Origin of the sequence: Pseudomonas paraversuta, from assembly GCF_904063065.1 — a bacterium.
In the GTDB taxonomy this organism is placed as follows: Bacteria; Pseudomonadota; Gammaproteobacteria; order Pseudomonadales; family Pseudomonadaceae; genus Aquipseudomonas; species Aquipseudomonas paraversuta.
The window spans coordinates 141,659-167,975 of record NZ_CAJFCL010000005.1; the positions used below are offsets into that span (position 1 = coordinate 141,659).

General features: G+C 60.8%; 29 protein-coding genes. 20 read left to right on the forward strand and 9 right to left on the reverse strand.

Annotation, left to right across the window (positions count from 1 at the left end; genetic code table 11):
• Window positions 1–18 precede the first annotated feature (18 nt).
• The 7 genes from JQ845_RS11970 (at window position 19) to JQ845_RS12000 (ending at window position 5,424) form a co-directional block, all read left to right on the forward strand.
• Window positions 19–1,149 (forward strand): protein-glutamate methylesterase/protein-glutamine glutaminase, encoded by a 1,131-nt coding sequence (locus tag JQ845_RS11970; protein WP_010656432.1) that lies wholly within the window; start codon window positions 19–21, stop codon window positions 1,147–1,149.
• On the forward strand, window positions 1,149–1,889 hold the full coding sequence (locus JQ845_RS11975; RefSeq protein WP_010656431.1) for a flagellar motor protein: 741 nt from the start codon (window positions 1,149–1,151) through the stop codon (window positions 1,887–1,889). Before JQ845_RS11970 ends, JQ845_RS11975 begins: the two co-directional genes overlap by 1 nt.
• A gap of 2 nt (window positions 1,890–1,891) precedes the next feature.
• Window positions 1,892–2,782: a flagellar motor protein MotD gene (gene motD / locus JQ845_RS11980; RefSeq protein ID WP_003441890.1), complete on the forward strand. Its 891-nt coding sequence runs from the start codon at window positions 1,892–1,894 to the stop codon at window positions 2,780–2,782.
• A gap of 50 nt (window positions 2,783–2,832) precedes the next feature.
• Entirely contained in the window at window positions 2,833–3,621 is a 789-nt protein-coding gene (locus JQ845_RS11985; RefSeq protein WP_003441891.1) for a ParA family protein, read from the forward strand.
• An 84-nt stretch (window positions 3,622–3,705) separates the two neighbouring features.
• A complete protein-coding gene (locus JQ845_RS11990; RefSeq protein WP_010656430.1) occupies window positions 3,706–4,479 on the forward strand; it encodes a CheW domain-containing protein in 774 nt (257 codons plus the stop codon).
• Window positions 4,480–4,548: 69 nt separating this feature from the next.
• On the forward strand, window positions 4,549–5,031 hold the full coding sequence (locus tag JQ845_RS11995) for a chemotaxis protein CheW (RefSeq protein ID WP_003441893.1): 483 nt from the start codon (window positions 4,549–4,551) through the stop codon (window positions 5,029–5,031).
• Window positions 5,032–5,424, forward strand: a complete 393-nt coding sequence (locus JQ845_RS12000; protein ID WP_003441894.1) for a DUF2802 domain-containing protein — start codon at window positions 5,032–5,034, stop codon at window positions 5,422–5,424. It abuts the gene before it with no gap.
• Window positions 5,425–5,843: 419 nt separating this feature from the next.
• Here JQ845_RS12000 and JQ845_RS12005 read toward each other — a convergent pair whose 3' ends face one another.
• On the reverse strand, window positions 5,844–6,164 hold the full coding sequence (locus JQ845_RS12005; RefSeq protein ID WP_003441895.1) for an EscU/YscU/HrcU family type III secretion system export apparatus switch protein: 321 nt from the start codon (window positions 6,162–6,164) through the stop codon (window positions 5,844–5,846).
• On the reverse strand, window positions 6,161–7,732 hold the full coding sequence (gene fliK / locus JQ845_RS12010; RefSeq protein ID WP_202210898.1) for a flagellar hook-length control protein FliK: 1,572 nt from the start codon (window positions 7,730–7,732) through the stop codon (window positions 6,161–6,163). Before fliK ends, JQ845_RS12005 begins: the two co-directional genes overlap by 4 nt.
• 191 nt (window positions 7,733–7,923) lie before the next feature.
• Here fliK and ccmA point away from each other — a divergent pair, with 191 nt between their 5' ends.
• The 12 genes from ccmA (at window position 7,924) to JQ845_RS22980 (ending at window position 17,540) form a co-directional block, all read left to right on the forward strand.
• Complete coding sequence (ccmA, locus tag JQ845_RS12015; RefSeq protein ID WP_003441897.1) at window positions 7,924–8,559, forward strand: cytochrome c biogenesis heme-transporting ATPase CcmA; 636 nt, start codon at window positions 7,924–7,926, stop codon at window positions 8,557–8,559.
• Window positions 8,556–9,224, forward strand: a complete 669-nt coding sequence (ccmB, locus tag JQ845_RS12020; RefSeq protein WP_003441898.1) for a heme exporter protein CcmB — start codon at window positions 8,556–8,558, stop codon at window positions 9,222–9,224. Before ccmA ends, ccmB begins: the two co-directional genes overlap by 4 nt.
• A gap of 84 nt (window positions 9,225–9,308) precedes the next feature.
• On the forward strand, window positions 9,309–10,067 hold the full coding sequence (locus tag JQ845_RS12025) for a heme ABC transporter permease (RefSeq protein ID WP_177412974.1): 759 nt from the start codon (window positions 9,309–9,311) through the stop codon (window positions 10,065–10,067).
• A complete protein-coding gene (gene ccmD / locus JQ845_RS12030) occupies window positions 10,064–10,240 on the forward strand; it encodes a heme exporter protein CcmD (protein ID WP_003441903.1) in 177 nt (58 codons plus the stop codon). The genes JQ845_RS12025 and ccmD overlap by 4 nt, the downstream gene beginning before the upstream one ends.
• The gene (ccmE, locus tag JQ845_RS12035; RefSeq protein WP_203009027.1) at window positions 10,237–10,692 is read left to right on the forward strand and encodes a cytochrome c maturation protein CcmE; all 456 of its coding nucleotides are present in this window, start codon (window positions 10,237–10,239) and stop codon (window positions 10,690–10,692) included. Before ccmD ends, ccmE begins: the two co-directional genes overlap by 4 nt.
• Window positions 10,693–10,695: 3 nt before the next feature.
• On the forward strand, window positions 10,696–12,684 hold the full coding sequence (locus JQ845_RS12040; RefSeq protein WP_203009028.1) for a heme lyase CcmF/NrfE family subunit: 1,989 nt from the start codon (window positions 10,696–10,698) through the stop codon (window positions 12,682–12,684).
• The gene (locus tag JQ845_RS12045) at window positions 12,681–13,217 is read left to right on the forward strand and encodes a DsbE family thiol:disulfide interchange protein (RefSeq protein WP_003441908.1); all 537 of its coding nucleotides are present in this window, start codon (window positions 12,681–12,683) and stop codon (window positions 13,215–13,217) included. Before JQ845_RS12040 ends, JQ845_RS12045 begins: the two co-directional genes overlap by 4 nt.
• Complete coding sequence (locus JQ845_RS12050) at window positions 13,214–13,690, forward strand: cytochrome c-type biogenesis protein (RefSeq protein ID WP_003441910.1); 477 nt, start codon at window positions 13,214–13,216, stop codon at window positions 13,688–13,690. Before JQ845_RS12045 ends, JQ845_RS12050 begins: the two co-directional genes overlap by 4 nt.
• A complete protein-coding gene (gene ccmI / locus JQ845_RS12055) occupies window positions 13,683–14,885 on the forward strand; it encodes a c-type cytochrome biogenesis protein CcmI (protein ID WP_003441913.1) in 1,203 nt (400 codons plus the stop codon). The genes JQ845_RS12050 and ccmI overlap by 8 nt, the downstream gene beginning before the upstream one ends.
• 96 nt (window positions 14,886–14,981) lie before the next feature.
• Window positions 14,982–15,377, forward strand: a complete 396-nt coding sequence (locus tag JQ845_RS12060) for a hypothetical protein (RefSeq protein ID WP_003441914.1) — start codon at window positions 14,982–14,984, stop codon at window positions 15,375–15,377.
• Between the two features lie 364 nt (window positions 15,378–15,741).
• Window positions 15,742–17,427, forward strand: a complete 1,686-nt coding sequence (locus tag JQ845_RS12065) for a sodium:solute symporter family protein (RefSeq protein ID WP_003441915.1) — start codon at window positions 15,742–15,744, stop codon at window positions 17,425–17,427.
• Window positions 17,409–17,540 (forward strand): putative transporter small subunit, encoded by a 132-nt coding sequence (locus tag JQ845_RS22980; RefSeq protein ID WP_003441916.1) that lies wholly within the window; start codon window positions 17,409–17,411, stop codon window positions 17,538–17,540. Before JQ845_RS12065 ends, JQ845_RS22980 begins: the two co-directional genes overlap by 19 nt.
• Before the next feature lie 47 nt (window positions 17,541–17,587).
• On the opposite strand, the gene JQ845_RS12070 is transcribed toward JQ845_RS22980, so the two are convergent.
• Window positions 17,588–18,310: an SDR family oxidoreductase gene (locus JQ845_RS12070; protein WP_203009029.1), complete on the reverse strand. Its 723-nt coding sequence runs from the start codon at window positions 18,308–18,310 to the stop codon at window positions 17,588–17,590.
• Window positions 18,311–18,484: 174 nt separating this feature from the next.
• Here JQ845_RS12070 and JQ845_RS12075 point away from each other — a divergent pair, with 174 nt between their 5' ends.
• The gene (locus JQ845_RS12075) at window positions 18,485–19,327 is read left to right on the forward strand and encodes a PhzF family phenazine biosynthesis protein (RefSeq protein ID WP_161718840.1); all 843 of its coding nucleotides are present in this window, start codon (window positions 18,485–18,487) and stop codon (window positions 19,325–19,327) included.
• A gap of 15 nt (window positions 19,328–19,342) precedes the next feature.
• On the opposite strand, the gene JQ845_RS12080 is transcribed toward JQ845_RS12075, so the two are convergent.
• The 6 genes from JQ845_RS12080 to hyi form a co-directional block, all read right to left on the reverse strand.
• Window positions 19,343–21,280 carry a DNA topoisomerase III gene (locus JQ845_RS12080; protein ID WP_203009030.1) on the reverse strand — a complete coding sequence of 646 codons (1,938 nt, stop codon included), beginning with the start codon at window positions 21,278–21,280 and terminating at the stop codon, window positions 19,343–19,345.
• Between the two features lie 194 nt (window positions 21,281–21,474).
• Window positions 21,475–22,479: a sulfate ABC transporter substrate-binding protein gene (locus JQ845_RS12085; RefSeq protein WP_003441920.1), complete on the reverse strand. Its 1,005-nt coding sequence runs from the start codon at window positions 22,477–22,479 to the stop codon at window positions 21,475–21,477.
• 93 nt (window positions 22,480–22,572) lie between these two features.
• Entirely contained in the window at window positions 22,573–23,394 is an 822-nt protein-coding gene (locus JQ845_RS12090; protein WP_003441923.1) for an ion transporter, read from the reverse strand.
• Window positions 23,395–23,433: 39 nt separating this feature from the next.
• Entirely contained in the window at window positions 23,434–24,345 is a 912-nt protein-coding gene (locus JQ845_RS12095; RefSeq protein WP_010656421.1) for an urea transporter, read from the reverse strand.
• Between the two features lie 147 nt (window positions 24,346–24,492).
• Window positions 24,493–25,383 carry a 2-hydroxy-3-oxopropionate reductase gene (locus JQ845_RS12100; protein WP_003441938.1) on the reverse strand — a complete coding sequence of 297 codons (891 nt, stop codon included), beginning with the start codon at window positions 25,381–25,383 and terminating at the stop codon, window positions 24,493–24,495.
• Between the two features lie 135 nt (window positions 25,384–25,518).
• Entirely contained in the window at window positions 25,519–26,301 is a 783-nt protein-coding gene (gene hyi / locus JQ845_RS12105) for a hydroxypyruvate isomerase (protein WP_003441941.1), read from the reverse strand.
• Window positions 26,302–26,317 lie beyond the last annotated feature (16 nt).

Consider the following 26,317-nt stretch of genomic DNA (forward strand, 5'->3'; position numbering starts at 1 on the left):
CCGCCTAACGGAGTGTTTATGGTAGTCAAGGTCCTGGTGGTGGATGATTCCGGTTTTTTCCGCCGCCGCGTCTCGGAAATTCTGTCGGCTGATCCAACAATTCAAGTGATCGGTACCGCCACCAACGGCAAGGAGGCGATTGATCAGACGCTGGCGCTCAAGCCCGATGTGATCACCATGGACTACGAGATGCCGTTGATGGATGGCATTACGGCGGTGCGCCATATCATGCAGCGCTGTCCGACTCCGGTACTGATGTTCTCTTCGCTGACCCACGAAGGCGCCCGGGTCACCCTGGATGCGCTGGACGCCGGGGCGGTGGATTTTCTGCCGAAAAACTTTGAAGACATCTCGCGTAATCCGGACAAGGTCAAACAATTGCTGTGCGAAAAGGTGCACAGCATCTCCCGCAGCAACCGTCGCTTGTCCGGCTACAGCGCACCAGCCCCCGGCATACCGGCGCCTGTTGTCAGCCGGCCGGCAGCGGGCGGTTTTGCGCCGCCTGCAGCCATCCCGGCTCCGGCACGCACCACGCCGATTGCCAGTCGTACGGCCGCGCCAGCGACGTCCCCCGGGCCAAAGCGCAAAGCCTACAAACTGGTGGCCATCGGCACCTCAACTGGCGGTCCGGTGGCCTTGCAACGGGTCCTGACCCAGTTGCCGGGTAATTTCCCGGCGCCGATCGTACTGGTCCAGCATATGCCAGCGGCTTTTACCAAAGCCTTTGCCGAGCGTCTGGACAAGCTGTGCCGGATCAGCGTCAAGGAAGCCGAAGACGGCGATATCTTGCGCCCCGGCCTGGCGTTGCTGGCTCCGGGCGGCAAGCAGATGATGATTGACGGGCGTGGTGCGGTAAGAATCCTGCCAGGCGATGAACGTCTGAACTACAAACCGTGCGTGGATATCACCTTCGGTTCAGCTGCCAAGTCCTACGGCGACAAAGTTTTGGCGGTGGTATTGACCGGCATGGGCGCGGATGGCCGTGAAGGTGCTCGTTTGCTCAAGCAGAGCGGCAGTACGGTGTGGGCCCAGGACGAGGCCAGCTGTGTGATTTACGGCATGCCCATGGCCATCGTCAAAGCCAACCTGGCGGATGCGGTGTACAGCCTCGATGATGTCGGCCGGTACCTGGTGGAGGCCTGTCACTGATGGATGTGCTCAGTCTGATCGGCATCATCATGGCCTTTGTCGCGATTATCGGCGGCAACTACCTGGAAGGGGGCCATCTGGGCGCCCTGGTCAATGGCCCGGCGGCCTTGATTGTGGTGGGCGGTACAGTGGGCGCGGCGTTGCTGCAGTCGCCCGTGAGTGCGTTCAAGCGGGCGATGCAAACCCTGGTCTGGATTATCTTTCCGCCGCGCATCGATATGGCTGCCGGCATCGACCAGGTCGTCAACTGGAGCCTTACCGCGCGCAAGGAGGGCCTGCTGGGCCTTGAAAGCGTGGCCGATGCCGAGCCCGACAGCTATTCGCGCAAAGGCCTGCAATTGCTGGTGGACGGCGCTGAGCCCGAAGCCATTCGCAGCGTGCTGGAGGTCGATTACATGACCCGGGAAAGTCGCGATATCGAGGCCGCCAAAGTCTTTGAAAGCATGGGCGGCTATGCGCCGACCATCGGCATCATCGGTGCAGTGATGGGCCTGATCCACGTGATGGGCAATCTGGCCGACCCGGCGCAACTGGGCAGCGGCATTGCCGTGGCGTTTGTGGCGACCATTTACGGGGTGGCCAGTGCCAACCTGTTGCTGTTGCCCATTGCCAGCAAACTCAAGGCGATTGCCCTGCGCCAGTCGCTGTACCGCGAGATGATGCTCGAAGGCATCCTGTCGATTGCCGAAGGCGAAAACCCGCGCTCCATCGAACTCAAGCTCCAGGGCTTTGTGGGTTAACTATGAGTCGCCGTCGCCGCTCCGCCGATGAGCACGTCAATCATGAACGCTGGCTGGTGTCCTACGCGGATTTCATTACGCTGCTGTTTGCCTTTTTTGTGGTCATGTACTCGATTTCGTCGATCAACGAAGGCAAGTACAAGGTGATTTCCCAGGCCCTGGTCGGGGTTTTCAATGACAGCGAGCGTAGCGTCAAGCCAATCCCCGTCGGCGATGAGCGGCCACTGACGACGACCCCGGCAGAGCCGTTGATCAAAGACAGCGAACACACCGACGCCGGTCTGGGGCAGTCTCCTGATGATCCGCTTAAAACCATTGCCGATGACATCACCACCGCCTTCGGCGACTTGATCGCGTCCAGACAATTGACGGTGCGCGGTAATGAGTTGTGGGTCGAGATCGAACTCAATTCCAGCCTGTTGTTCGGCAGCGGCGACGCCATGCCCAGCAATATGGCGTTCAGTATCATCGACAAGGTGGCGGCGATCCTCAAACCCTTCGACAACCCGATTCACGTCGAGGGCTTTACCGACGATTTGCCGATACGTACCGCGCAGTATCCGACCAACTGGGAGCTGTCGTCGGCACGCTCGGCGAGCATCGTGCGCATGCTGGCGATGCAGGGGGTCAACCCCGGGCGCATGGCGTCGGTGGGCTACGGCGAGTTTCAACCGGTGGCCAATAACGCCACGCCTGAGGGGCGCGCCCTCAATCGCCGGGTGGTACTGGTGGTGTCGCGCAATCTGGAAGTAAGGCGCAGCCTGACCGGCGTGGGCACCGCTCACGCAACACCGGATGCCGCCCTGAAGCGGGCTGGCACACAAACTGCACCGCCTCCAACAAAGCCGCCGGTTCGTGGGAATGCCGTCAATTCCCCGTCACCGCTCCTATAAGTGCATGTCAATTCTCGGCCGGCACGTCCGCAGCCGGGAGGAACAACAAAATGAGAGTCTGGGCAGTAGCCAATCAAAAAGGTGGAGTCGGTAAGACCACCACATCCATCGCTCTGGCCGGTTTGCTGGCTGAGGCGGGCAAGCGCGTGGTGGTGGTCGACCTCGACCCGCACGGTTCCATGACCAGCTATTTCGGTTACGACCCGGACGCCCTCGAGCACAGCGTTTACGACTTGTTTTTGCACCAGGGCCAGGTGCCGCAAGGCCTGGCTGCGCAATTACTGCTGTCCACCAGCCATCCGAACATTGCCTTGTTGCCAGCCACCACTGCGCTGGCAACCCTGGAGCGTCAGGCGCCGGGGCAGAGCGGCCTGGGTCTGGTCATCGCCCGCAGTCTGGCGCAGCTGTGGCAGGATTATGACTACGCCATCATCGACAGCCCGCCGATCCTGGGGGTGCTGATGGTCAATGCATTGGCGGCCAGCCAGCAGTTGATCATCCCGGTGCAAACCGAGCATCTGGCCCTCAAGGGCCTGGAACGCATGGTTCACACCCTGCGCATGATCAACCGCTCGCGCCAGCAGGAACTGCCGTTCTGCATCGTGCCGACCTTGTTCGACCGCCGTACCCAGGCCTCGATGAGCACCTTGCGGGTTTTGCGCGATGTGTACCCCGACACCCTGTGGCAGGGCTTTGTCCCGGTGGACACGCGTTTGCGTGATGCCAGCCGGGCAGGGCAGACGCCCTCGCAGTTCGATGAAAAAAGCCGTGGGGTGATCGCCTATCGCGCCTTGCTCAAGCATGTATTGACCCGCCAGCTCGCGCCGCAGGCGGTCTGAGGTGCGCGTGCATTCAAGTAGCCGCCGGGTGCGGCCGATAACGTCTCAAGGCCTCAGTCGCGAGGCAGTTGAGTGGGGCACTTTATGAAACAGGCGACAGCGCTTTCCCACGGCCCGCAATTGGCTTTGCAGTCCTATCTCGACGACTTGCTGTTCGATGCCACAGAAGGGTTGCAGCAGGTTGAACCACAGCCGGACGAGCTGTCCGCAGTTGCCCTTGACGGGCAGGTGCAGGCTGAAGAACCGGCGGTTGCCATGCCGCTGGAGCTGGCAGACGTGGGGGTGGCCACCGAAGCGTTCGCCCACCCTCTGGTGCAGGTGCACCGGCCGCGCGCCGCGGCGGCTCCATTGCCGGCGCAGACCGACGGCCGCCCGGCCTGGGCCGACGAGCCTTTCGAATGTCTGCTGTTTGACGTGGCCGGGCTGACGCTGGCGGTGCCGCTGGTGTGCCTGGGCTCGATTTATTCACTGCAGGGGCGGGAATTGACTCCCCTGTTCGGTCAGCCGGAGTGGTTCCTGGGCATTCTGCCGAGCCACAGTGGCAACCTCAATGTGCTGGACACCGCGCGCTGGGTGATGCCCGACCGCTATCGCGATGATTTTCGCGAGGGCCTGCAATACGTTATTTCGGTCCAGGGTTATGACTGGGGGCTGGCCGTGCATCAAGTCAGCCGCTCACTGCGCCTGGACCCCGAACAGATCAAATGGCGGACCCGGCGCGGGCAGCGACCGTGGCTGGCGGGCACTGTGATTGAACACATGTGTGCGCTGCTGGACGTGGCGCAGCTGGCAGAGTTGATCAGCAGTGGTGCGGTCAAGCACATGGCCAGTGCCGCCGCCGGGGCAACCGACAAATAAACCACCGGGCCTTTGGCCGCGGTCAGACAGTACACACCGCATCGACGGTATTTCTTCAGGGGTTTGGGTATGAGCAAGGCAGCGGCACAACAGAGCAGCGAAGATCCGATCCTGCAGTGGGTCACCTTCAAGCTGGACAACGAGACCTACGGCATCAACGTCATGCAGGTGCAGGAAGTACTGCGTTATACCGAAATCGCCCCGGTTCCTGGTGCGCCGTCTTACGTGCTGGGCATCATTAACCTGCGCGGCAATGTGGTGACGGTGATAGACACGCGTCAGCGTTTTGGCTTGCAGGGTGCCGAGATTACTGACAACTCGCGGATCGTCATCATCGAAGCCGACAAGCAAGTGGTGGGGATTCTGGTCGACAGCGTGGCGGAAGTGGTTTACCTGCGTCAGTCTGAAATCGAAACGGCGCCCAATGTGGGCAATGACGAGTCGGCAAAATTTATCCAGGGTGTGTGCAACAAGAACGGCGAGCTGCTGATTCTGGTTGAGCTGGACAAGATGATGACCGAAGAAGAGTGGTCGGACCTGGAGAACATCTGATTGATCCTTGAGGCGGCGGTAATCGTCCTGGGCCTGCTCTGGGTGGCGACACTGTGGGTGCTGGTGACCTATATCCGCCGCCAGCGCGTGAGTGCCGCACAGCAGGCGGGGGCGGACGAACTGCGTGACCGGCGCCTCAAGGAACTGACCCGGCGGCTGGACACCTACCAGAACGGCAGCGTGCAGATGGGCGAAGACCTGCACGAACTGCGCGCCGTGGTAGCGCCGCTGCCCGAGAAGCTGACCCAGCTGGAACAGCGCGACCCCACCAGCCTGTCGTTCAACCAGGCAGCGCGTCTGGTGGGCATGGGTGCCAGCGTTGACGAACTGACCCAGTCCTGCGGCCTGACCCAGGCCGAGGCCGAATTGATGAGCAAGATGCATAAAGGCTGAACCGCCATACCCTGTAGGAGCGAGCTTGCTCGCGAGCTCTTGGGGCTTGGTTGAAAAGCTCGCGAGACAAGCTCGCTCCTACAGGTGCAATTGCAGCTTCCTGCATGGGGTGCCTGCCGGCCTGGACGGTGAAGTCTGCGATCTGCCGCATTTCAGCACAGCACAACCCCTGTAGGAGCGAGCTTGTCTCGCGAGCTCTTTGCGGTTTTGCTGAAAAGCTCGCGAGACAAGCTCGCTCTTACAGATGCGGTTGCAGCTTCCTGCATGGGGTGCCTTACGGCCTGGACGGTGAAGTCTGCGATCTGCCGCATTTCTGCACAGCACAACCCCTGTAGGAGCGAGCTTGCTCGCGAGCTCTTGGGGTTTGGTTGAAAAGCTCGCGAGACAAGCTCGCTCCTACAGGTGCCTTGTGATCTGGCTTATTTCGGCGGGGTTATATCCCGTTCCACCGGCCCGGCATCGGGATCGAATCCCTCCGGGAATTTGCCTTTAAGCTGCCAGGCAAAGGCAATGATCTCCGCCAGGGTGCGGTACAACTCCTGCGGGATGCTGTCCCCCAGTTCCATGCGCGCCAGTAATTTCACCAGCTCGGCATTTTCATAAATTGGCACTTCGTACTCGCGGGCCAGTTTGAGAATGGCTTCGGCCAGTTCATCGTCACCCTTGGCGGTGAGGGTGGGCGCTTGTTTGCCGTCGTATTTGAGGGCAATCGCCTGACGCGTTTCGGGCTCTGTGCTCATGCGGTTTCGTCGACCCAGCGTTGTTCCAGTGGGGTGTGGCCACCTTGCGGCGGGATGCCCTGGTGGCAATCGAGATCGGTCACGCTCAGCCCGGCATCGTTGAGACGCTGGCGTAACGTGCCCAGCTGGCTGGCGATCAGTTCTGCGGTACTGGCCCGTTGCGCCCAGAGCTGGCCCGACAGGTTGCCGCGAAGCAATTGCGCCTGTACATGCAAGGGGCCCAGCGGGCTCAGGTCGAAGGCCAGTTCCACCCGCCACAGCTGATCTTTGACTTCACGGCTTTCGGCCGTGTCTTGGGCTTGTTTCTCACCCGGATCTTCACGCTGAAACTTGATCTGCAGCGCAACTACGTCGTGGGCGTTGCGCATCGGTATTTCCAGTTGCCAGGTGGTCAGCAGGTTGCCATCAGCGGTTCGTCCGCTTTGCTCCAGGCTGGACAGTTGATGGCTTTGCAGGCGCGAAATGGCCGCCGCTGCGAGTTTCAGCAAATGTTCCAGGCTGTCTTCGTCTTCGCCACCGGGCAGTCCACGTTTGGGCAGCGGAAAGCCGCCAGGCTGGGGTTTGGCGCTGACCTGGCCGAGCATCCCCAGGGCATTGCGGACAAAGGTCGGCATGGCCTGGGCCTGGCTGCTGGCGGCCATGGCGGGGGTGAAAGCGGAGTTTGCAGGTACGCCCGGCAAGATCTGCGCGATCAGGCGCAGCAATGTGGCTTTCATGTCTGGAGCCAGGGCCTGGGTTTGGCCGTTCAGCAGTCTGGCTTCCAGAAAAGCGCCGCTGTTGAGTAGGGCCGCTCCTAATGTTTTGGGGTTACTCAACTCTGCTGGCGTAGGCAAGCCTGCCAACAGCTTGTCGATGGAGGCGCGCAACGCGTCGGGCATGTTGTTGCTGGCCGGGAGTTTTTGCAGGGCGCTGAGCAGGCCTTCCAGTGAAGCCTGGCGACCTTGCTGCATGGCCAGTTGTTGCGCCACCGCCAGTTGATCCTGACGACCGCTCAGCGGGACAAAATTCAGGGTCTGTGCATCCTGCACCTGTGCACTCAGCAAGCTGCCCACGCGCAAGGGTTGGGGGCTGTCCACAGTCAGGGTGCTGCCGTTCAGGGCGCTGTTGAGCAGTGTGACCATTGAGCGATAGACCGCAGGCTGACCAGCGCTCTGGGCCAGCAGCTGGGTGGTCAGCACTTTGCCCTGCAGCAGGCTGCCCGCCGGCAATTGTTGCGGGTCAAGCCGGGTGAGGCTGGCCACGCCGAAGCTCAGGGCTTGCTGCAGGCTGATGGCCAGACTGCCGGGGCCGGGCTGGCTCACGGCGAGCAGGGTGCCCAGGGGCAGGGGTTGGAGGCTGCTGACTTGCACATTGGTCTGGCGCCCGCTATCGAGGGTCAATCGGAGCAGCAGCTGGAAGGCCGCATCCCCCTGTTTAAGTGATAACACTTGTGCCTGTGCACTTTGGCCGGGGCCGATCAGGCCCGGGAGAGGCTGCAGCAATTTGAGCGTTTCACCGCCCGTAATGCCAGGACGTACGGCGGTCGGCGCAGCGGGCAGGACGGGTGGAATTGTCATGTCGCCTTTCATCGTAACAGCCTGTCGAAATTGGCTCATTTAGAGTAGGGCATGGCATGTATAATGCTGCCCCGTCGTTCAGAGCGGGTGAAAACATCGCTATTGTTTGACCCAGCTCTCTGAAACAGGTCGCCAAAGCATTTATCCTGCATCATTTTAACGGCCGCGCCTCAGCCGACTTGAACCGTGAAGGCCTCAATTACGTGACCAGCCCTCTTTTAGAAGCCGTAGCACTCGCCTGTGAGCGCGACTGGCGGATGCTGTTCGAGAATCTCGAATTGCGACTCGCCAGCGGCGACATGTTACAAATCAGCGGGCCCAACGGCAGCGGCAAGACCAGCCTGTTGCGTTTGTTGGCGGGCCTGATGCAGCCGACGGCGGGTGAAGTCCGGCTCAATGGCCTGCCGTTGAGCAGTCAGCGAACGCAATTGGCCGGTAATCTGCTCTGGATCGGCCATGCTGCCGGTATCAAGGATTTGCTCACCGCGGAAGAGAACCTGGCCTGGCTCTGCGCCCTGCATCGCCCGGCCTCCCGTGACGCTATCTGGGCAGCGCTGGCTGCAGTGGGGCTCAAGGGTTTTGAAGATGTACCGTGCCACACCTTGTCCGCAGGTCAGCAGCGGCGTGTGGCTCTGGCGCGGCTGCATCTGGACAGCCCGCCGTTGTGGATTCTCGATGAGCCGTTTACCGCGCTCGATAAACAGGGTGTGGCCCAGCTCGAAGAGCACCTGGCGAGTCACTGCGAACGCGGTGGCATGGTGGTACTGACCACTCACCACAACCTGACCCGGATGCCGGCCGGTTACCGCGATATCGACCTGGGGCATTGGGCTGTATGAGTGTGTTCGCAACCTTGGTGGCACGTGAAGCGCGTTTGCTGTTTCGCCGTCCGGCGGAACTGGCCAACCCTCTGGTGTTCTTCGCAATTGTGATCGCCATGTTCCCGTTGGCTGTCGGACCCGAGACTCAGTTGTTACAAACCTTGTCTCCGGGGCTGCTCTGGGTAGCTGCCCTGTTATCGGTTTTGCTCTCGCTGGACGGGCTTTTCCGCAGTGATTTCGAGGACGGATCACTGGAGCAGTGGGTCCTTTCGTCGCACCCCCTGCCTCTACTGGTATTGGCCAAAGTGCTGGCACACTGGGCGTTTTCCGGTCTGGCCCTGGTCATCCTGTCGCCGCTGCTGGCCTTGATGCTGGGGTTGCCGGTGGCCTGCCTGCCGGTCTTGCTGCTGTCGTTGTTGCTGGGTACGCCGGTCTTGAGCCTGCTCGGCGCTGTTGGCGCGGCGCTGACCGTGGGCCTCAAACGGGGTGGCCTGCTGCTGGCCCTGCTGATTCTGCCTTTATATATCCCGGTGCTGATTCTTGGCAGCGGCGCGTTGCAGGCGGCCTTGCAAGGCATGCCTGCGACGGGTTATCTGCTTTGGCTTGCAAGCCTGACCGCCCTGGCAGTAACCCTGACACCTTTTGCTATAGCCGCCGGCCTGAAAATCAGCGTCGGCGAATAATGAGGTCTGGCCCCATGGGGCCAGTAAAGACCCTGGCTTTGTCAACGACCCTCGGGCGTGGCAAAGCACCGTGATGGAAACAGCGTGATGAACTGGACTTGGTTTCACAAACTCGGCTCGCCCAAATGGTTCTATGCCATCAGCGGGCGCCTGCTGCCCTGGTTAAGCATTGCGGCAGCGTTGCTGATTACCTGCGGGGTAGTCTGGGGTCTGGCATTTGCGCCGCCCGACTACCAGCAGGGCAATAGCTTCCGGATCATTTATATCCATGTGCCGGCGGCGATGCTGGCCCAGTCCTGTTATGTGATGCTGGCGGTGTGCGGCGTGGTTGGCCTGGTCTGGAAGATGAAAATCGCCGACGTGGCCCTGCAGTGCGCAGCGCCCATCGGTGCCTGGATGACCGCCGTGGCGCTGCTCACCGGTGCTATCTGGGGCAAACCGACCTGGGGCTCGTGGTGGGTGTGGGATGCTCGCCTGACCTCGATGCTGATCCTGTTGTTTCTGTACTTCGGCCTCATTGCCCTGGGCAATGCCATCACCAATCGCGACAGCGCGGCCAAGGCCTGCGCGGTATTGGCGATTGTCGGCGTGATCAATATCCCGATCATCAAATACTCGGTCGAGTGGTGGAACACCCTGCACCAGGGCGCGACCTTCACCCTGACCGAAAAACCGGCCATGCCGATGGAAATGTGGTTGCCATTGCTGCTGACGGTGCTGGGTTTTTATTGCTTCTTTGGCGCCGTGCTGTTGTTGCGCATGCGCCTCGAAGTACTCAAACGCGAGGCCCGCAGTAGCTGGGTCAAGGCCCTGGTATTGAAAGCGCTGGAGGGTGGACGATGAGCTTTGCGTCTTTCGGCGACTTTATCGCCATGGGCCATCACGCGGTATATGTCTGGTCGGCCTATGGCATTTGCCTGGCAGTGCTGGGGTTGAACGTAGCGCTGCCGATTGTGGCGCGCCGGCGTTATCTGCAACAAGAGGCGCGTCGTTTGCGCCGGGAGAACTCGAAGTGAATCCGCTGCGCAAAAAACGTTTGATCATCATCCTGGCAATTCTGGTGGGGGTAGGCATTGCCGTTGCCCTGGCCTTGAGTGCCCTGCAGCAGAACATCAACCTGTTCTACACCCCGACCCAGATCGCCAATGGCGAAGCCCCGCTGGACACCCGTATTCGTGCCGGCGGCATGGTGCAAGCCGGTTCGCTGAAACGCTCTGGCGACTCGCTGGACGTGCAGTTCGTGGTCACCGATTTCAACAAGTCTGTAACCATCGCTTATCGCGGCATCCTCCCGGATCTGTTCCGTGAGGGGCAGGGCCTCGTCGCGCTGGGCAAGCTCAACGCCCAGGGTGTGGTGGTGGCTGATGAAGTGCTGGCCAAGCACGACGAAAAATACATGCCGCCCGAAGTGACCAAAGCGTTGAATGAAAGTGGCCAGTCCGCGCCTGTACCGGCTAAAGAGGGTTAAGTAATGACGTTTGGACTGTTTGTTCCTGAATTGGGCCAGCTGGCCATGATTCTGGCCCTGTGCTTTGCCATCGTGCAGGCCATCGTGCCGCTGCTGGGTGCCTGGCGCGGCGACAAGTTGTGGATGAGCCTGGCGCAACCTGCCGCCTGGGGCCAGTTTGCCTTCCTGCTGTTTTCGTTCGGTTGCCTGACCTACGCCTTTATGAGTGATGATTTCTCGGTGGCGTACGTGGCGAGCAACTCCAACAGCGCGCTGCCCTGGTACTACAAGTTCAGCGCCGTGTGGGGCGCCCACGAAGGTTCGCTGCTGTTGTGGGCGATGATTCTGGGGGGCTGGACCTTCGCCGTGTCGATCTTCTCGCGCCAGTTGCCGCAAGTGATGCTGGCCCGGGTGCTGGCGATCATGGGCATGATCAGTATCGGCTTCCTGCTGTTTCTGATCATGACTTCGAATCCGTTCGTACGTCTGCTTCCGCAAATTCCTGCAAACGGCAATGACCTTAACCCGCTGCTGCAGGACATCGGTCTGATCGTTCACCCGCCGATGCTGTACATGGGCTATGTCGGTTTCTCGGTGGCCTTTGCCTTCGCCATTGCCGCCTTGCTCGGCGGTCGGCTGGATGCTGCCTGGGCCCGCTGGTCGCGTCCGTGGACCATCGTTGCCTGGGCCTTTCTCGGTATCGGTATCACCCTGGGTTCGTGGTGGGCGTATTACGAGCTTGGCTGGGGCGGCTGGTGGTTCTGGGACCCGGTAGAAAACGCCTCGTTCATGCCATGGCTGGTGGGCACTGCGCTGATTCACTCGCTGGCCGTGACCGAAAAACGCGGAGTGTTCAAAAGCTGGACCGTGTTGCTGGCGATTGCCGCCTTTTCGTTGAGCCTGCTGGGGACCTTCCTGGTGCGTTCCGGCGTGCTGACGTCGGTCCACGCGTTTGCCTCCGACCCCGAGCGCGGGGTGTTCATCCTGATTTTCCTGCTGTTTGTCGTAGGCGGTTCGCTGACCCTGTTTGCGTTGCGTGCACCGGTGGTCAAGAGCCACGTCAGCTTCAAGCTGTGGTCCCGCGAAACCTTGCTGCTGGGCAATAACCTGGTGCTGGTGGTGGCCGCTTCGATGATTCTGCTGGGCACCTTGTATCCGCTGATTCTGGATGCCATCAGTGGCGCCAAGATGTCGGTCGGCCCGCCGTATTTCAACGCCATGTTCATTCCACTGATGGGCTTGCTGATGGTGGTAATGGCCGTCGGCATGCTGGTGCGCTGGAAAGACACTCCGGTCAAATGGCTGCTGAGCATGCTGACCCCGGTGCTGCTGGGCAGTGCGGCGCTGGCGGCGATTGCCGGCGTAGCCTATGGCGACTTCAACTGGGCGGTGATCACCACCTTTATGCTGGCGGCCTGGGTGTTGCTGGCCGGGGTGCGCGACATTGGCGACAAAACCCGTCACAAAGGCCTGATCAAAGGCATGCGCAGCCTGACCCGCAGCTACTGGGGCATGCAGATCGCCCACCTGGGGATTGCGGTCTGCGCGCTGGGCGTGGTGTTGTCGAGCCAGAACAGTGCCGAGCGCGACTTGCGTCTGGCGCCGGGCGAGTCCATGGAACTGGGTGGTTATCACTTCATTTTTGAAGGTGCCAAGCATTACCAGGGCCCCAACTTCACATCGGACAAAGGCACGGTACGGGTGATCCGTAACGGCAAGGAAGTCAGCGTGCTGCACCCGGAAAAACGTTTGTACACGGTGCAGAACTCGATGATGACCGAAGCCGGGATCGATGCCGGCTTTACCCGTGACCTCTATGTAGCACTGGGTGAACCGCTGGATAACGGTGCCTGGGCCGTACGGGTGCATGTCAAACCGTTCGTGCGCTGGATCTGGTTCGGCGGCCTGCTCACAGGCTTTGGCGGTTTGCTGGCAGCGATAGACCGGCGTTATCGGGTCAAGGTTAAAAGCCGCGTGCGTGAAGCATTGGGCATGACAGGAGCCACCGTATGAAGCGCTGGTTGATGCTGGTTCCGCTGGCCGTATTTCTGGGCATGGCGTGGTTTCTCTACAGAGGCCTGTACCTGGACCCCACCGAATTGCCCTCGGCAATGATCGACAAACCGTTCCCGGCCTTCAGCCTGCCAGCGGTCGAGGGCGACAAGACCCTGACCGAGGCCGACCTCAAGGGCAAGCCGGCGCTGGTCAACGTGTGGGCCACCTGGTGCATTTCGTGCCGGGTCGAGCACCCGGTGCTGACCAAACTGGCCGAGCAGGGTGTGGTGATTTACGGCGTCAACTACAAGGACGTGAATGCCGACGCCAAAAAATGGCTCAAGGACTTTCACAATCCCTACCAGCTGGACATCAACGATGCAGACGGCTCGCTGGGCCTGAACCTCGGGGTGTACGGTGCGCCCGAGACCTTCCTGATCGACAGCAAGGGCATCATTCGCCACAAGTTTGTCGGTGTGATCGATGAAACCGTTTGGCGCGAACAACTGGCCAGCCGCTATCAGGCGCTGGTTGACGAGGCCAAGCCATGAAGCGCTGGTTAGCGGCAGCAGCCCTGGGCCTGGCCCTGAGCGGCGTGGCCCAGGGGGCCATCGACACCTATGAGTTTGCCAATGATGCCGAACGCGCGCGTTTTCGTGAGCTGACCCAGGAACTGCGTTGCCCCAAGTGTCAGAATCAGGACATTGCCGACTCCAATGCACCGATCGCCACCGACCTGCGGCGCGAGATCTACCGCATGCTGGGCGAGGGCAAGGACAACCAGCAAATCCTCGACTTCATGGTCGCGCGCTACGGCGATTTCGTGCTCTACAAGCCGGCCCTGACCAGCAAGACCGCAGTGCTCTGGTTTGGCCCGTTCGCCTTGCTGCTCGGTGGCCTGGTGCTGATCGGGGTGATTGTCGGTCGCCGTCGTCGAGCCCCGCAGGCTGCAGGCTCGGACACACTTTCTGTCGAAGAGCGTCAGCGCCTCGACACTTTGCTGGATAAAACCAAAGATGATTGATTTCTGGCTCGCAGCAGGCTTGCTGCTACTCATTGCCCTCAGTTTTTTATTGATTCCGGTACTGCGCGGGCGTCGTGCCCAGCGTGAAGAAGACCGTACCGCGCTCAACGTGGCGTTGTATCAGGAGCGTCTGGCTGAATTGCAGCAGCAGCTTGAAGAGGGCGTATTGAACGCCGGGCAGCTGGAAGCCGGGCGTGCCGAAGCCGCCCGGGAATTGCTGGCAGACACTGAAGGCGTGGCCCCGGCGCGGGTTTCCAGCCTGGGCAAAGCCTTGCCACTGCTGGCAGCGATCATGGTTCCGGTATTGGGTCTGGGCCTGTACCTGCACTATGGCTCCAGCGATAAAGTCGAGCTGACCCGCGAATTCTCGCAACCGCCGCAATCCCTTGAAGAGATGGTCGCGCGCCTGGAGCGTGCTGCGGCAGCGCAGCCGGACTCGGCCGAAGGCCTGTATTTCCTGGGGCGTGCCTATATGGCGCAAAACCGCCCGGCCGACGCCGCCAAAGTGTTTGAGCGCACCGTGGCCCTGGCCGGCCGTCAGCCGGAGTTGTTGGGTCAGTGGGCCCAGGCGCAGTACTTTGCCGATGACAAACAGTGGAGCGACAAGACCCAGGCGCTGACCGATGAAGCCCTGAAGGCCGATCCGAAAGAAGTCACCAGCCTCGGTCTGCTGGGTATCGCCGCCTTTGAAGGCAAGCGTTATCAGGAAGCCATCACCTATTGGCAGCGTCTGCTCAACGAGCTGCCCCAGGGTGACAAGTCCCGTGAAGCGCTGGAAGGCGGCATCGAACGTGCTCGTCAGCAGTTGCTGGCCAGTGGTGGCAAAGTCGAAGAGGCCCCTGCGGCCAAGGCCCGGGCTTCGATCAAGGTCAGTGTCGATCTGGCTGATGCAGTCAAGGCCCAGGTCCTGCCGGGTGACAGCGTCTTCATCTTCGCCCGTGCAGTCTCAGGCCCGCCGGCACCCCTGGCGGTCAAGCGCGTGACCGTGGCCGACCTGCCGATCACCGTTGAACTGGGTGATGTCGACGCAATGATGCCGCAATTGAAACTGTCCAACTTTCCTGAAGTCCAACTCATGGCACGCATCTCCCGCGCCGGCCAGCCAACAGCCGGCGAGTGGATAGGGCGGGGCAAACCGCTGTCCAGCAGCACCACGCAGCTGCAACAGCTGACCATCGACAGTCCGGACAAATAACCGGGAACCCCCAGGAGCGAGCTTTTTCAAAGCGGCAACGAAAAGCTCGCCAGCAAGCTCGCTCCTGCAGGGCAATCAATGACAAGAGAATTATCCATGGCCGTCCTTGTACGCATCACTGTGCTCAGTCTGGTTTTAGGCCTCAGTGCCTGTGCGGTTCATCAGCCCTATGAACCCTCGGCGCCATCGACGCCCGCTCCGCAACCGGCGCCGCAGCCTTCGGGTCAGCCGTTGCCGGACATGCCCATCCCCAAGCCGCCCAAGCCGCTGCCGCGGACTTCGGCCACCTTCGCGCCGCCACCCGGTGGCCCGAGCCATTGGGATGCGCGCATGGGGGTCTATGTGCTGGATGACCAGACCAACATCTTCTATCGCCAGCGTGCCTACTACCGTTGGGACAATGGCTGGAGCCGGGCAGTCAGCCCCAATGGCCCGTGGGAAGAGACCGACACCAGCGGTGTTCCGCCGGGGTTGAGCCGGCAGTTCAAGTGATGTAGTAACGGCGGCCCTCGGGTCGCCGTTTTTGTTTATGGGACTGCAAGCGGCAATCCCCGCCCCAAGCCTGTTATAATTCCCGGCTGTCGGTGTCAGGCCTTGTGCCTTGGATACCGACTCATCTTCCGGCTCTTGCCGGCCATTGCTGCAAGCACAGGGTTCAACGTGCTGGCGCACGCTTTACCTTTGGACCTGGGTCGCCCTTTGCGTCCCGTCCCTTGTCAGCCTTCATGAAAACAACCCAGCGGACCGCTGTCCGTCGCTGCCTGCCTGTCAGGAAACCCGGGTTGTTTTGCGCCTGCCTTTATCGGCCTTTCGTTGCGACTGTGACGACTGTGGCGCACATAAAAAGGAGAAAGGAATGTTTCAACTTTCCACCCCCACCGTGTTGCTGCTTCTGTTCTGTTTCTATGGCCTGACCTTTCTGGTGTCGTTGCGCGTCGGGCGCAAGGACGAAAACGTCGATGGATATATGGTCTCCAATAATTCCATTGGCTTCGGCATGGCGGCTGCCAGCATGACCGCCACCTGGATCTGGGCGGCCTCGTTCTATGCCGCTGCCAGCTCAGGCTACAAGTTCGGTCTTTCGGGGGCGCTGCATTACGGCTTCTGGGGCGCGCTGATGATTCTGTTTATCTACCCCTTCGGCCGGCGTTTTCGCGAGCTGGCACCCAAGGCTCATACCCTGGCGGAAATCATGCATGCCCGGCACGGGCGCTCCAGCCAGATGATTCTGGCGGGCTCCAATATTGTCGGGAGCATGATCAGCCTGATGGTCAACTTCACCGCCGCCGGGGCGCTGGTGGCCGTACTCTCGCCCTTGAGCTTTATCCACGGGGTCTTGATCGCAGGCTTCGGGATTCTGGGCTACACCATCTGGTCGGGTTTTCGCTCTTCGGTGCTGACGGATTTCGGTCAGTTGATCGCCATGATCTTCGCGGCCGTGGTGATTATTCCGATTATTTTCTTCCAGCTCGGCGGCCCGGAATTATTTGCCCGGGGCATGCCGAATATTTCTGCCGAACAAGCGAGTTTTTACTCGAAAACCGCGATTCTGGAGCAGGGCGCCCCCTATTTTGTCGCGGTGCTGGCGTATGCCATTGGTAACCAGACCATCGCCCAGCGGCTGTTCGCGGTGCGTGAAGACCTGATGAAATCGACCTTTGTCACGGCTACCATCGGCTATGCCTCGATCGTGATCGGTCTTGGCATGCTGGGTTTTCTGGCTTTACTGGCCGGTGTGCAACCGGTGGACGGCGACCTTAACAACCTGATCCCGCAGATGGCCTCGACCTACTTGCCACCTTTTGCGGTCGGGCTGTTTTTCATCATGGTGATTGGCTCGCTGTCGTCCACTGCCGATTCGGATCTGTCAGCGTTGTCGGCGCTGGTGATGACCGACGTCTATGGCAAAAATATGGCCAAGGGCAAACCCAATCCTAAAACCATGTTGTTCGTCGGGCGCATGACCATGGTGGTGGCGACGATGCTCGCGGTGGTTTTCGCCAGTCTCAAGCTGGACATCCTGACCATGCTGATTTTTGTCGGCGCACTGTGGGGAGCCATCGTGTTCCCGGTAATCGCCAGCCTGTACTGGGGGCGCATCACCAATGCCGCCTTCACCAGTGCGGCCATTGCCGGTTTTGTCATGTTTCTGGTGGCGCGCTTCGAACTGCTGGAACTGCAGGGAGTGGTGGCCCTGTTCTTCGAACTCTTTGCATCGGTCGGTGGCGGGGTAGTCATAGGTTTGATGGCCTTTGGTTTCTTCGGACGCAAGGTCGGATTCACCTTGGGCGGCTTGGCGTTTCTGGTGCTTGCACCCTTTGCCTTTGGCTTCTTGCGCGACTACCCGGTTTTGCTCAGTTCACTCACTGCCTACGGCATCAGCACCGTGGTCTGTGTACTGGTGAGTTTGCTGTCCAACGAAAACTTTGATTTCGACTGCATCAATGAGCGTGTGGTGGCCTTCCACTACAACCCTGTGCCCGAAACCTCGGATAAACCTGCAATTGAACAAGGAGATTCCCCATGTCCAGCTACGCGTTAACCCTTTATGTAATGATCTGGCCGGTGATAGCGGCGGGCGTGATGATCACCCTGTGCGTCAGCGTGTACCGCGATATGCGCAAGGCCAGACGTGACGGTACCGACCTGGTGTAAATCGTTCGGTGGTGCGGGCAAGTGCCGTGCGCTTGCCCGCATGCGCATTAAAACGCGGCCTTGCCTACCGAGGCACCGCCGTCGACAAACAGGGTCTGGCCGGTGATGAAGCCGCTGTTCTCCGAGAGCAGGAAGGCAATTGCCGAGGCAATTTCCTCGGGTTGTCCCAGACGTGCCATCGGCACTCCGGCCAGATAGCGGGCTTCGCCTGCCGAACCCGGCGGGTTATTGGCACGGAACAGTTCGGTTTCTGTAGGGCCCGGGGCCACGGCGTTCACGGTGATCCCGCTTTGCGCCAGCTCCAGTGCCCACGAACGGGTGAAGCTGACCAGTGCAGCTTTGGCCGCGGCATAGGCGGTGCGTTGAGCGATGCCCAGCACCGTCAGGCTGGAAATATTGACAATCCGGCCCCAGCCCCGTGCCTGCATCCCCGGCAGCAAAGCCTGGGTGGCTTGCAGCGCCGAGTGCAGGTTGACCCGCATTACGTCATCAAACGCATTCAGATCGATCTCACCCAGTGCTTGAGGGCGAACCAGCCCTACGTTATTCACCAGCCCGTCAAACGCAAAGCGTTCGCTGAGTTCCCCGAGCACCTGGGCGCTACGTTCGCGGTCGGCCAGATCCAGCGCCACCAGCGTGCCGGGAAAGCTCGGGTCATCGGCATTGCGGGCGATGCCCACCACGGTATGCCCGGCTTGCGCCAGCCAGGTTGCCAGGGCGCGACCGATACCTTTGCTGGCACCAGTGATGAGGAAGGTACGTGCAGTCATGCTGTGCTCCTGAGTTAAATCTGCAGCGATGATACCGGTTTGCCATTGACCCTGTAGGAGCGAGCTTGCTCGCGAGCTTTTTCAACGCAGCAACAAAAAGCTCGCGGGCAAGCCCGCTCCTACAGTGCGGGGGGCCATGGTAGGCTGCGATTTATTCGAAAACAGGAGGTCGCAGTGAGCCAATTTGAATTCAAACAAGTGGATGTTTTCAGCACGGTTGCCCTCAAAGGCAACCCGGTGGCGGTGGTGTTGAACGCGGACAGTCTGACCGATCAGCAAATGGCCGACTTTGCGCGCTGGACCAACCTCAGTGAAACCACTTTCGTCCTCAAACCGCAAAACCCGGAAGCAGATTATCGCCTGCGGATTTTCACCACCCTCAGGGAGCTGCCCTTTGCCGGGCACCCGACGTTGGGCAGTTGCCATGCCTGGCTGGAAGCAGGTGGCAAGCCGCGGGGTGAAGAAATCATCCAGGAATGCGCCGTGGGCCTGATCCGGGTTCGTCGCCAGAATGGACAGCTGGCTTTCACTGCACCGCCTCTGCTGCGCGACGAAGCCCTGGATGACGACCTGCTGCAGCGCATCTGCAGTGGCCTGGGGATCGACACCCGGGCGGTGGTGCAGGCCCGCTGGATCGACAATGGTCCCGGCTGGCTGGGGTTGCTGCTGCGCGATCGCGAACAGGTGCTGGCGCTGAAGCCGGACTTTTCACAGTTGCATAATCGGGTGGTCGGCGTAGTCGCCCCGTGGAACCCCGAGCGCGACGGCACTGAAGCGCAATTTGAAGTCCGTGCCTTCGTTGCCGGTGACGGCATGTCGGAAGATCCGGTGACCGGCAGCCTGAATGCCGGGCTGGCGCAATGGTTGATTGGCGAGGGTATTGCTCCGTCGCGCTATGTGGCCAGCCAGGGCACGGCCATGGGCCGGGAAGGGCGGGTATCGATTGAGAAAGTCGGCGCCGATATCTGGGTCGGCGGTGCCGCAGTGACCTGCATCAACGGCTCGCTGACGCTTTGACCGGCAGCCGCCGGCTCAAGTGCTTTTAGCTTTCACCGCCCGCTTCGGCTTTGCCCTGGCGGGCGCTGCCTTACGTTTTTTCTTCCACGCCGGCGCCATGCCCGCCGGGCTGGCCGGGCCGCTGATGGTCATGGTCATGCCACTGCAGCGGGAGATGTGTTTGCTCATCCACGCCGCCTGTTTGGCGACGAAGGTCTCCAGGGTCATTTCACCGCTTTGCACCATGTCCAGCGCTTGTTCCCAGATGGCAGTGGTGCCGGGGTCGGCGATGGCGCGGGGCACCGCATCGATCAGGCTGAAGGCCGGCGCAGTGGCGGCCAGGGCCTTGCCGTTTTTGATCAGGTAGCCACGATCCAGCAGCCCCTGAATGATCCTGGCGCGGGTGGCCTCGGTGCCGATGCCGGTGGTGTCCTTGAGCTTTTGTTTTAACAGCGGGTCCTGCACCAGTTTGGCGACGTTTTTCATTGCCTTGATCAGGTCGCCTTCGGTGAAAGGCTTGGGTGGCTGGGTCCACAGGTCTTTGAGGTGGACGTTGGCAATGGCGCAGTCCAGACCCTCGCGCAAAATCGGCAATGGTTGCGGGGCCGCAGCTTCGCGACCCCTGGCCGGAGCCAGGGCCTCGGGCAGGGCGCGTTTCCAGCCGGCTTCGACAATTTGTTTGCCCACGGCGCGCAGGGCCTGGCCGGCGCAATCGAAGTCGGCCTGGGTGCGATCGTATTCGTGGTTGGGCAGGAATTGCGCCAGATAGCGTGCGCGAATCAGGGTATACACCGCACGGTGTTTGCCCGTCAGGCGTTCCAGGTTTTTCGCCGCTGCCGTAGGAATGATGCCGTGGTGAGCACTGACTTTGGCGTCGTTCCAGGCCCGGGAGCGGCGTTGCGGGTCGAGGTGTCCGGCCAGCGGTGCCAGGCTCGGGTCGGCTTGCTGCAGGGCGGCCAGAATCGATGCTGCTTCGCTGTGCTGGCTTTGCGGCAGGTAACCGCAGTCACTGCGCGGGTAGGTGACCACCTTGTAGGTTTCGTACAGCGCCTGGGCGATGTCCAGGGTTTCCTGGGCGCCGAGGCCGAGCTTTTTCGAACACACTTCTTGCAGGGTGCCGAGGTCGAATGGCAGTGGCGCGACTTCCCGCATGCGTTCGGTGCGCAATTTGCTCACCCGGGCACTGCCGGCGCTGTTGATGGCGTCGGCCGCCTGCTGGGCATGGGCCTGATTGAGGCAGCGATCCTGTTCGTCGCAGGTGTCGGGATCGGCCCGCCACTGAGCGGTGAACAACTGCCCGTCGTGTTTGAGCTGCACGTCGATGGCCCAGTAAGCCACGGGTACGAAGTCGCTGATGCTGCGATCGCGGTCGACCACCAGTCGCAGGGTGGGGGTTTGTACCCGGCCCACCGGCAGTACGCCCTGATAGCCGGACTGGCGCCCGAGCAGGGTGAACAGGCGGCTCATGTTCATCCCGATCAGCCAGTCGGCCCGCGAGCGGCCCAGGGCCGAGTGATAGAGGTTAAAGGTTTCGCTGCCCGGCTTGAGGGCGGCCAGGGCCTTGCGAATAGACGCGTCATCCAGGGCTGACAGCCACAGGCGCTGGATCGGCCCGCGATAGCGGCAGTGCTCGACCAGTTCACGGGCGATCATTTCACCTTCGCGATCGGCGTCGGTGGCGATCACCAGTTCGCTGGCTTCGCCGAGCAGGCGTTTGACGGCCTTGAACTGGCTGGCGGTCTTGGGCTTGACGCGCATTTTCCACTTTTCGGGAATGATCGGCAGATCGGCCAGCACCCAGCGCTTGTAGCGCTCGTCGTAGGCATCGGGCGGGGCGGTTTCGAGCAAGTGACCGATGCACCAGGTGACGGTGACAGCGGGGCCCACCCAGCAGCCATCACCGCGTCGGCTGGCACCGAGCACGGCCGCAATATCTTTGGCCTGGGAAGGTTTTTCGCACAGAAACAGCCGCATAGCTCCACTCATTCATCATGCCGCACAGAAGGTGCACAGCATGGCAGAGAATGGCTGAAGGGCAACTGTTTTTACTGTGTTTTTGTACAGCCTTGAGGTGGTTGCGAACCAACCTGCAGGAGCGAGCTCTTCGTTGTGGCGTTGAAAAAGCTCGCGAGCAAGCTCGCTCCTACAGACAAGTTCGTGGGTGGGGGTTATTGACCGTTGTAGATCTGGTCGAACACGCCACCGTCGTTGAAGTACTTTTTCTGCACGTCGCGCCAGTCGCCGAAGGTTTTCTCAACCGACAGGAAATCGACTTTCGGGAAGCGGTCGTTGTACTTGGCCAGGATTGCCTGGTCCCGTGGACGCAGGTAGTTTTTGGCGGCGATTTCCTGACCTTCAGGGGACCACAGGTACTTCAGATATTCTTCGGCCGTTGCGCGGGTGCCTTTTTTGTCCACCACCTTGTCGACTACGGTCACTGGCGGCTCGGCTTCGGCCGACACGCTCGGGTAGATCACTTCGAACTGGTCGCGACCGAACTCGCGGGCGATCATTTCCGCTTCGTTTTCGAAGGTCACCAGCACGTCGCCGATCTGGTTGGTCATAAAGGTGGTGGTGGCTGCACGGCCGCCGGTGTCCAGTACAGGAGCCTGCTTGAACAGTTTGCCGACGAACTCCTTGGCCTTGGTTTCATCGCCGCCGTTCTTCAGAACATAGCCCCAGGCCGAAAGGAAGGTGTAGCGGCCGTTACCCGAGGTTTTCGGGTTTGGCACTATCACTTGCACGCCATCCTTTAGCAGATCCGGCCAGTCTTTCAGGGCTTTGGGGTTGCCTTTGCGCACAATAAACACGGTGGCCGAAGTGAAAGGCGCGCTGTTGTCCGGCAGGCGGGTCACCCAATTTTGCGGAACCAGCTGGCCATTATCCGCCAGGGCATTGATGTCGGTGGCCATGTTCATGGTGATCACGTCAGCCGGCAGGCCATCAATCACTGATCGGGCCTGTTTGCTCGAACCGCCAAAGGACATTTGCACATTGAGCTTGGTGCCATGCTCGGCTTCCCAGTGTTTCTGGAACGCGGCATTGTAGTCCTTGTAGAAATCGCGCATCACATCGTAGGACACGTTTAGCAATGGCGGCGGGGTGGCTGCATGGGCAATGCTGCCGAGGGCCAGGCCAGCGGCCAGGATTGAGGCACTAAAAAGTTTTTTCACTGCGCATTCCTTGTTATAGGGAGCAATAGGGGCAAATTGCCAGCGACTATAGTCGCTGCCGCATAGGTCTTAAAAGATTAAAAAGCACTTTGGTTATGCATTTTTAGCATATAGAGCATTGCCGCAGCGTGAACAGAATGAGGCGGACTGTTCGTGACGTTGTTTCTTGCACGCCGGGCAGTCGTGCTGCAGTTGCTCGCCGCGCATGGCGTTGGCCAGTTCGGCGGTAAAAATACCGGTTGGCACGGCGATAATCGAGTAGCCCGTGATCATGACCATGGCCGAGATGACTCGCCCGAGGACGGTTTGCGGCACGATGTCACCATAACCCACAGTGGTCAGGGTCACGATGGCCCAATAGATGCTCACAGGAATGCTGGTAAAGCCGTTCTCCGGGCCTTCAACCACATACATCAAGGTGCCGAACACGGTCACCAGGGTCGATACACCGACCAGGAAAACGATGATTTTCTGTTTGCTGCCCCGCAGGGCCGAGAGCAGGTAGTTGGCCTGGCTGAGGTACGGCACCAGCTTGAGCACCCGAAAGATGCGCAGCATGCGGATGATGCGGATGATCAGCAGGTACTGCGCGTCACTGTAATAAATCGCCAGAATGCCGGGTACGATCGCCAGCAGGTCCACCAGCCCGTAAAAGCTGAAGGCATAGCGCAGGGGCCTGGGTGAGCAATACAGGCGCAGGCCGTACTCCACGGCAAAGACAAAGGTGAAACCCCACTCGATGTAAGCCAGCAGATCGGCGTAGTCGCGGTGAATGCTGTTGATGCTGTCGAGCACCACCACCACCAGGCTGCACAGAATGATCAGTAACAGCGTGGTGTCAAAGCGCCGCCCGGCAGGCGTGTCAGCCTGAAAGACCATGACGTACAGGCGTTGACGCCAATCCTTGTTATTCATGTAGGTTGCTCGAGCCTTAAATGACAGAAGGTTCAAGGATTAACGCTCAATGCGCAACCTGCATTGCTCTTCGGATTTCGCCGCGGCGGGTCTGAGTACCCGCACACTGGAATGCACCAGCCAGCAGGCGAGAATAAATGGAGCGGTTAAAAGGGGCAGCCCCAGGGCAATGAATCCGGGGGTCAGGATCAGGGTCACGACGATACCGATCAATGGCAGCCAGGGTCGACGTCGCTGCTGGCTCAGGGCCAGGGCGGCCAGCACCGGGTTGTAGCCGCCGAGCCCGCTCAGTGCGGCACTGGTGTCCTGTTGATACAGACTGAATAAAAGGCCTGCCAGCGATCCCGCCAATGCCCAGCCTGCGGCCCGCCAACTGCTCAGCCACAGCCCGAGCGCAATCAGCAATCCGGCCACGGGGTGTTGCAGCAACATGACCTGGCCAATGCCTTTGAGCACGGCCAGACCCAGGGTCAGGCCATTGAGTGGCAGGTCGTGATTCAGGGGTTGGGCCGGCGGGTTGTGCAGGTGCAGCAGGATCCAGCCCAGCCCGACAAAGGGCGCGGTATAGGCCAGAAGGCTTTGCCCGTCTGCCGCGCGTTTGAGCCACTGGTGAATCAGCATGGTACTCAGGCCGGCACTGGCGATGATCAGCAGCGGCAACAGGGCCGACCATTGCAGTTGGTGGCTCAGCAACATGCCCAACAGAATGCCGTTGTAGCTATAGAGGCCTGCCTGGCGTTCGGCCTTGGGATAGTCACGGCGTTGCGCAGTCAAGAGCCCGGCAATCCCTCCCAGCAACGCGCCACTGAGCAGGCCCGGGGCACTGACCAGAATTGCCAGCAAGCACAAAACCCCGCACAGCGGCTGGCGCTGGAGGAAGATCTGACTGAACCCCGCGCACAGAGCGGTGGCCCAGTCAGGGCATGCAGGACTGAGTTGGTTTGAGCCCATGAGGAGTTCCGTGGCACGCGGAGGGGGGGGGGAGTCGCGGCCGGGGCACGAAGGCTGCGAGCGCTTGGCGGTTAGCGGTTAACTGCTAACCGCCAAGCGCGGTCCTGCGGCCCGCATCGCTGCCTTCGTGCCTCGTCAGCGTCAGGTTTATTTGTCGCGGATCGAGAAGTTGGCCATGTGCTCCAGGCCCTTGATCAGTGCCGAGTGATCCCAGTTGCTGCCACCCAGGGCGGCGCAGGTGCTGAACACTTGTTGTGCGTTGGCGGTGTTGGGCAGGTTGATCCCCAGCTCGCGGGCACCGGCCAGCGCCAGGTTGAGGTCTTTCTGGTGCAGGCTGATGCGGAAGCCCGGATCGAAAGTGCCTTTGATCATGCGCTCGCCGTGCACTTCGAGGATTTTCGAAGAGGCAAAACCGCCCATCAGGGCCTCGCGAACCTTGGCCGGGTCAGCGCCGTTTTTGGCGGCAAACACCAAGGCTTCAGCCACCGCCTGAATGTTCAGGGCGACGATGATCTGGTTCGCCACTTTGGCAGTCTGACCGTCGCCGTTGCCGCCGACCAGGGTGATGTTTTTGCCCATGCTCTGGAGCAGGGACAGGGCGCGGGCGAAGGTCTTTTCGTCGCCGCCGACCATGATGCTCAAGGTGCCTGCCTTGGCCCCGACTTCACCACCGGAGACCGGTGCGTCCAGGTATTGCGCGCCTTTGGCATTGATCTTTGCAGCGAAGGCTTTGGTCGCAGTGGGGGAGATCGAGCTCATGTCGATCACCACTTTGTTCGGGCTCAGGCCGGCAGCGATGCCGTCCTCGCGGAACAGCACGTCCTCGACCTGGGGGGTGTCCGGGACCATGACGATGATGAACTCGGCCTCCTGGGCGACTTCTTGCGGGCTGGCCAGGGCGACCGCGCCAGCGGCCACCAGATCGGCAGGAGCTGCACCGTGGTGGGTGGACAGGAACAGGCTGTGCCCGGCCTTTTGCAGGTTGCTGGCCATGGGTGAGCCCATGATGCCGGTGCCGATAAATCCGATTTTAGCCATGACAAATCCTCTTGTTTTTATTTGCAGCTGATGCAGGTCCGTGGGAGCTGGCTTGCCAGCGATGCGATGTTTCCGTTTTCGCCGGGTGATCCAGTCGCTGGCAAGCCGGCTCCCACAAAAGACCCGTAGTCGCGCTTAAACCGCGTTATGGGTTTTGAGCCACGCAAGACCGGCTTCGGTGCTGGTCAGCGGCTTGTATTCGCAGCCGACCCAGCCTTGATAGCCAATACGGTCAAGGTGCTCGAACAGGAAGCGATAATTGATCTCGCCGGTGCCGGGTTCGTGGCGCCCCGGGTTGTCGGCCAGCTGGATGTGGTTGATCTGCGGCAGGTGCGCCTGCATCGTGCGGGCCAGATCCCCTTCCATGATTTGCATGTGATAGATGTCGTATTGCAGGAACAGGTTGGCACTGCCGACCTTGTCCTGAATGGCCAGTGCCTGCTTGGTGTTGTTCAGGTAGAAGCCCGGGATGTCGAGGGTGTTGATCGACTCCATCACCAGCCTGATCCCCGCCGCCTGAAGCTTGTCGGCGGCGTACTTGAGGTTGCTGACCAGGGTTTTTTCGACCTCGGCCTCGGCCACGCCCTGGGGGCGAATTCCGGCCAGGCAGTTGATCTGGTCGTTGCCCAGGACTTGTGCATAAGCGAGGGCCAGATCGACCCCCGCGCGAAATTCTTCAACCCGGTCCGGGTGGCAGGCAATGCCGCGCTCGCCCTTGGCCCAGTCACCGGCCGGCAGGTTGAACAGCACCTGGGTCAGTTTGTTGGCGTCGAGCTGGGCCTTGATCTCGGCGGAGCTGTAGTCGTAAGGAAACAGGTATTCAACGCCGTGGAAACCAGCATTGGCAGCCGCTTGAAAACGGACAAGGAAATCCTGTTCGGTGAACAGCATGGACAGGTTGGCGGCAAAACGCGGCATGGTGAACTCCTGTGAA

Bases quoted from the DNA above. Each gene is read 5' to 3' on its own strand.
- JQ845_RS11970 (WP_010656432.1), top strand. From the start codon at position 19: ATGGTAGTCAAGGTCCTGGTGGTGGATGATTCCGGTTTTTTCCGCCGC.
- JQ845_RS11975 (WP_010656431.1), top strand. From the start codon at position 1,149: ATGGATGTGCTCAGTCTGATCGGCATCATCATGGCCTTTGTCGCGATT.
- motD (WP_003441890.1), top strand. From the start codon at position 1,892: ATGAGTCGCCGTCGCCGCTCCGCCGATGAGCACGTCAATCATGAACGC.
- JQ845_RS11985 (WP_003441891.1), top strand. From the start codon at position 2,833: ATGAGAGTCTGGGCAGTAGCCAATCAAAAAGGTGGAGTCGGTAAGACC.
- JQ845_RS11990 (WP_010656430.1), top strand. From the start codon at position 3,706: ATGAAACAGGCGACAGCGCTTTCCCACGGCCCGCAATTGGCTTTGCAG.
- JQ845_RS11995 (WP_003441893.1), top strand. From the start codon at position 4,549: ATGAGCAAGGCAGCGGCACAACAGAGCAGCGAAGATCCGATCCTGCAG.
- JQ845_RS12005 (WP_003441895.1), bottom strand. From the start codon at position 6,164: ATGAGCACAGAGCCCGAAACGCGTCAGGCGATTGCCCTCAAATACGAC.
- fliK (WP_202210898.1), bottom strand. From the start codon at position 7,732: ATGAAAGGCGACATGACAATTCCACCCGTCCTGCCCGCTGCGCCGACC.
- ccmB (WP_003441898.1), top strand. From the start codon at position 8,556: ATGAGTGTGTTCGCAACCTTGGTGGCACGTGAAGCGCGTTTGCTGTTT.
- ccmD (WP_003441903.1), top strand. From the start codon at position 10,064: ATGAGCTTTGCGTCTTTCGGCGACTTTATCGCCATGGGCCATCACGCG.
- JQ845_RS12040 (WP_203009028.1), top strand. From the start codon at position 10,696: ATGACGTTTGGACTGTTTGTTCCTGAATTGGGCCAGCTGGCCATGATT.
- JQ845_RS12045 (WP_003441908.1), top strand. From the start codon at position 12,681: ATGAAGCGCTGGTTGATGCTGGTTCCGCTGGCCGTATTTCTGGGCATG.
- JQ845_RS12050 (WP_003441910.1), top strand. From the start codon at position 13,214: ATGAAGCGCTGGTTAGCGGCAGCAGCCCTGGGCCTGGCCCTGAGCGGC.
- ccmI (WP_003441913.1), top strand. From the start codon at position 13,683: ATGATTGATTTCTGGCTCGCAGCAGGCTTGCTGCTACTCATTGCCCTC.
- JQ845_RS12060 (WP_003441914.1), top strand. From the start codon at position 14,982: ATGGCCGTCCTTGTACGCATCACTGTGCTCAGTCTGGTTTTAGGCCTC.
- JQ845_RS12065 (WP_003441915.1), top strand. From the start codon at position 15,742: ATGTTTCAACTTTCCACCCCCACCGTGTTGCTGCTTCTGTTCTGTTTC.
- JQ845_RS22980 (WP_003441916.1), top strand. From the start codon at position 17,409: ATGTCCAGCTACGCGTTAACCCTTTATGTAATGATCTGGCCGGTGATA.
- JQ845_RS12070 (WP_203009029.1), bottom strand. From the start codon at position 18,310: ATGACTGCACGTACCTTCCTCATCACTGGTGCCAGCAAAGGTATCGGT.
- JQ845_RS12080 (WP_203009030.1), bottom strand. From the start codon at position 21,280: ATGCGGCTGTTTCTGTGCGAAAAACCTTCCCAGGCCAAAGATATTGCG.
- JQ845_RS12090 (WP_003441923.1), bottom strand. From the start codon at position 23,394: ATGAATAACAAGGATTGGCGTCAACGCCTGTACGTCATGGTCTTTCAG.
- JQ845_RS12095 (WP_010656421.1), bottom strand. From the start codon at position 24,345: ATGGGCTCAAACCAACTCAGTCCTGCATGCCCTGACTGGGCCACCGCT.
- JQ845_RS12100 (WP_003441938.1), bottom strand. From the start codon at position 25,383: ATGGCTAAAATCGGATTTATCGGCACCGGCATCATGGGCTCACCCATG.
- hyi (WP_003441941.1), bottom strand. From the start codon at position 26,301: ATGCCGCGTTTTGCCGCCAACCTGTCCATGCTGTTCACCGAACAGGAT.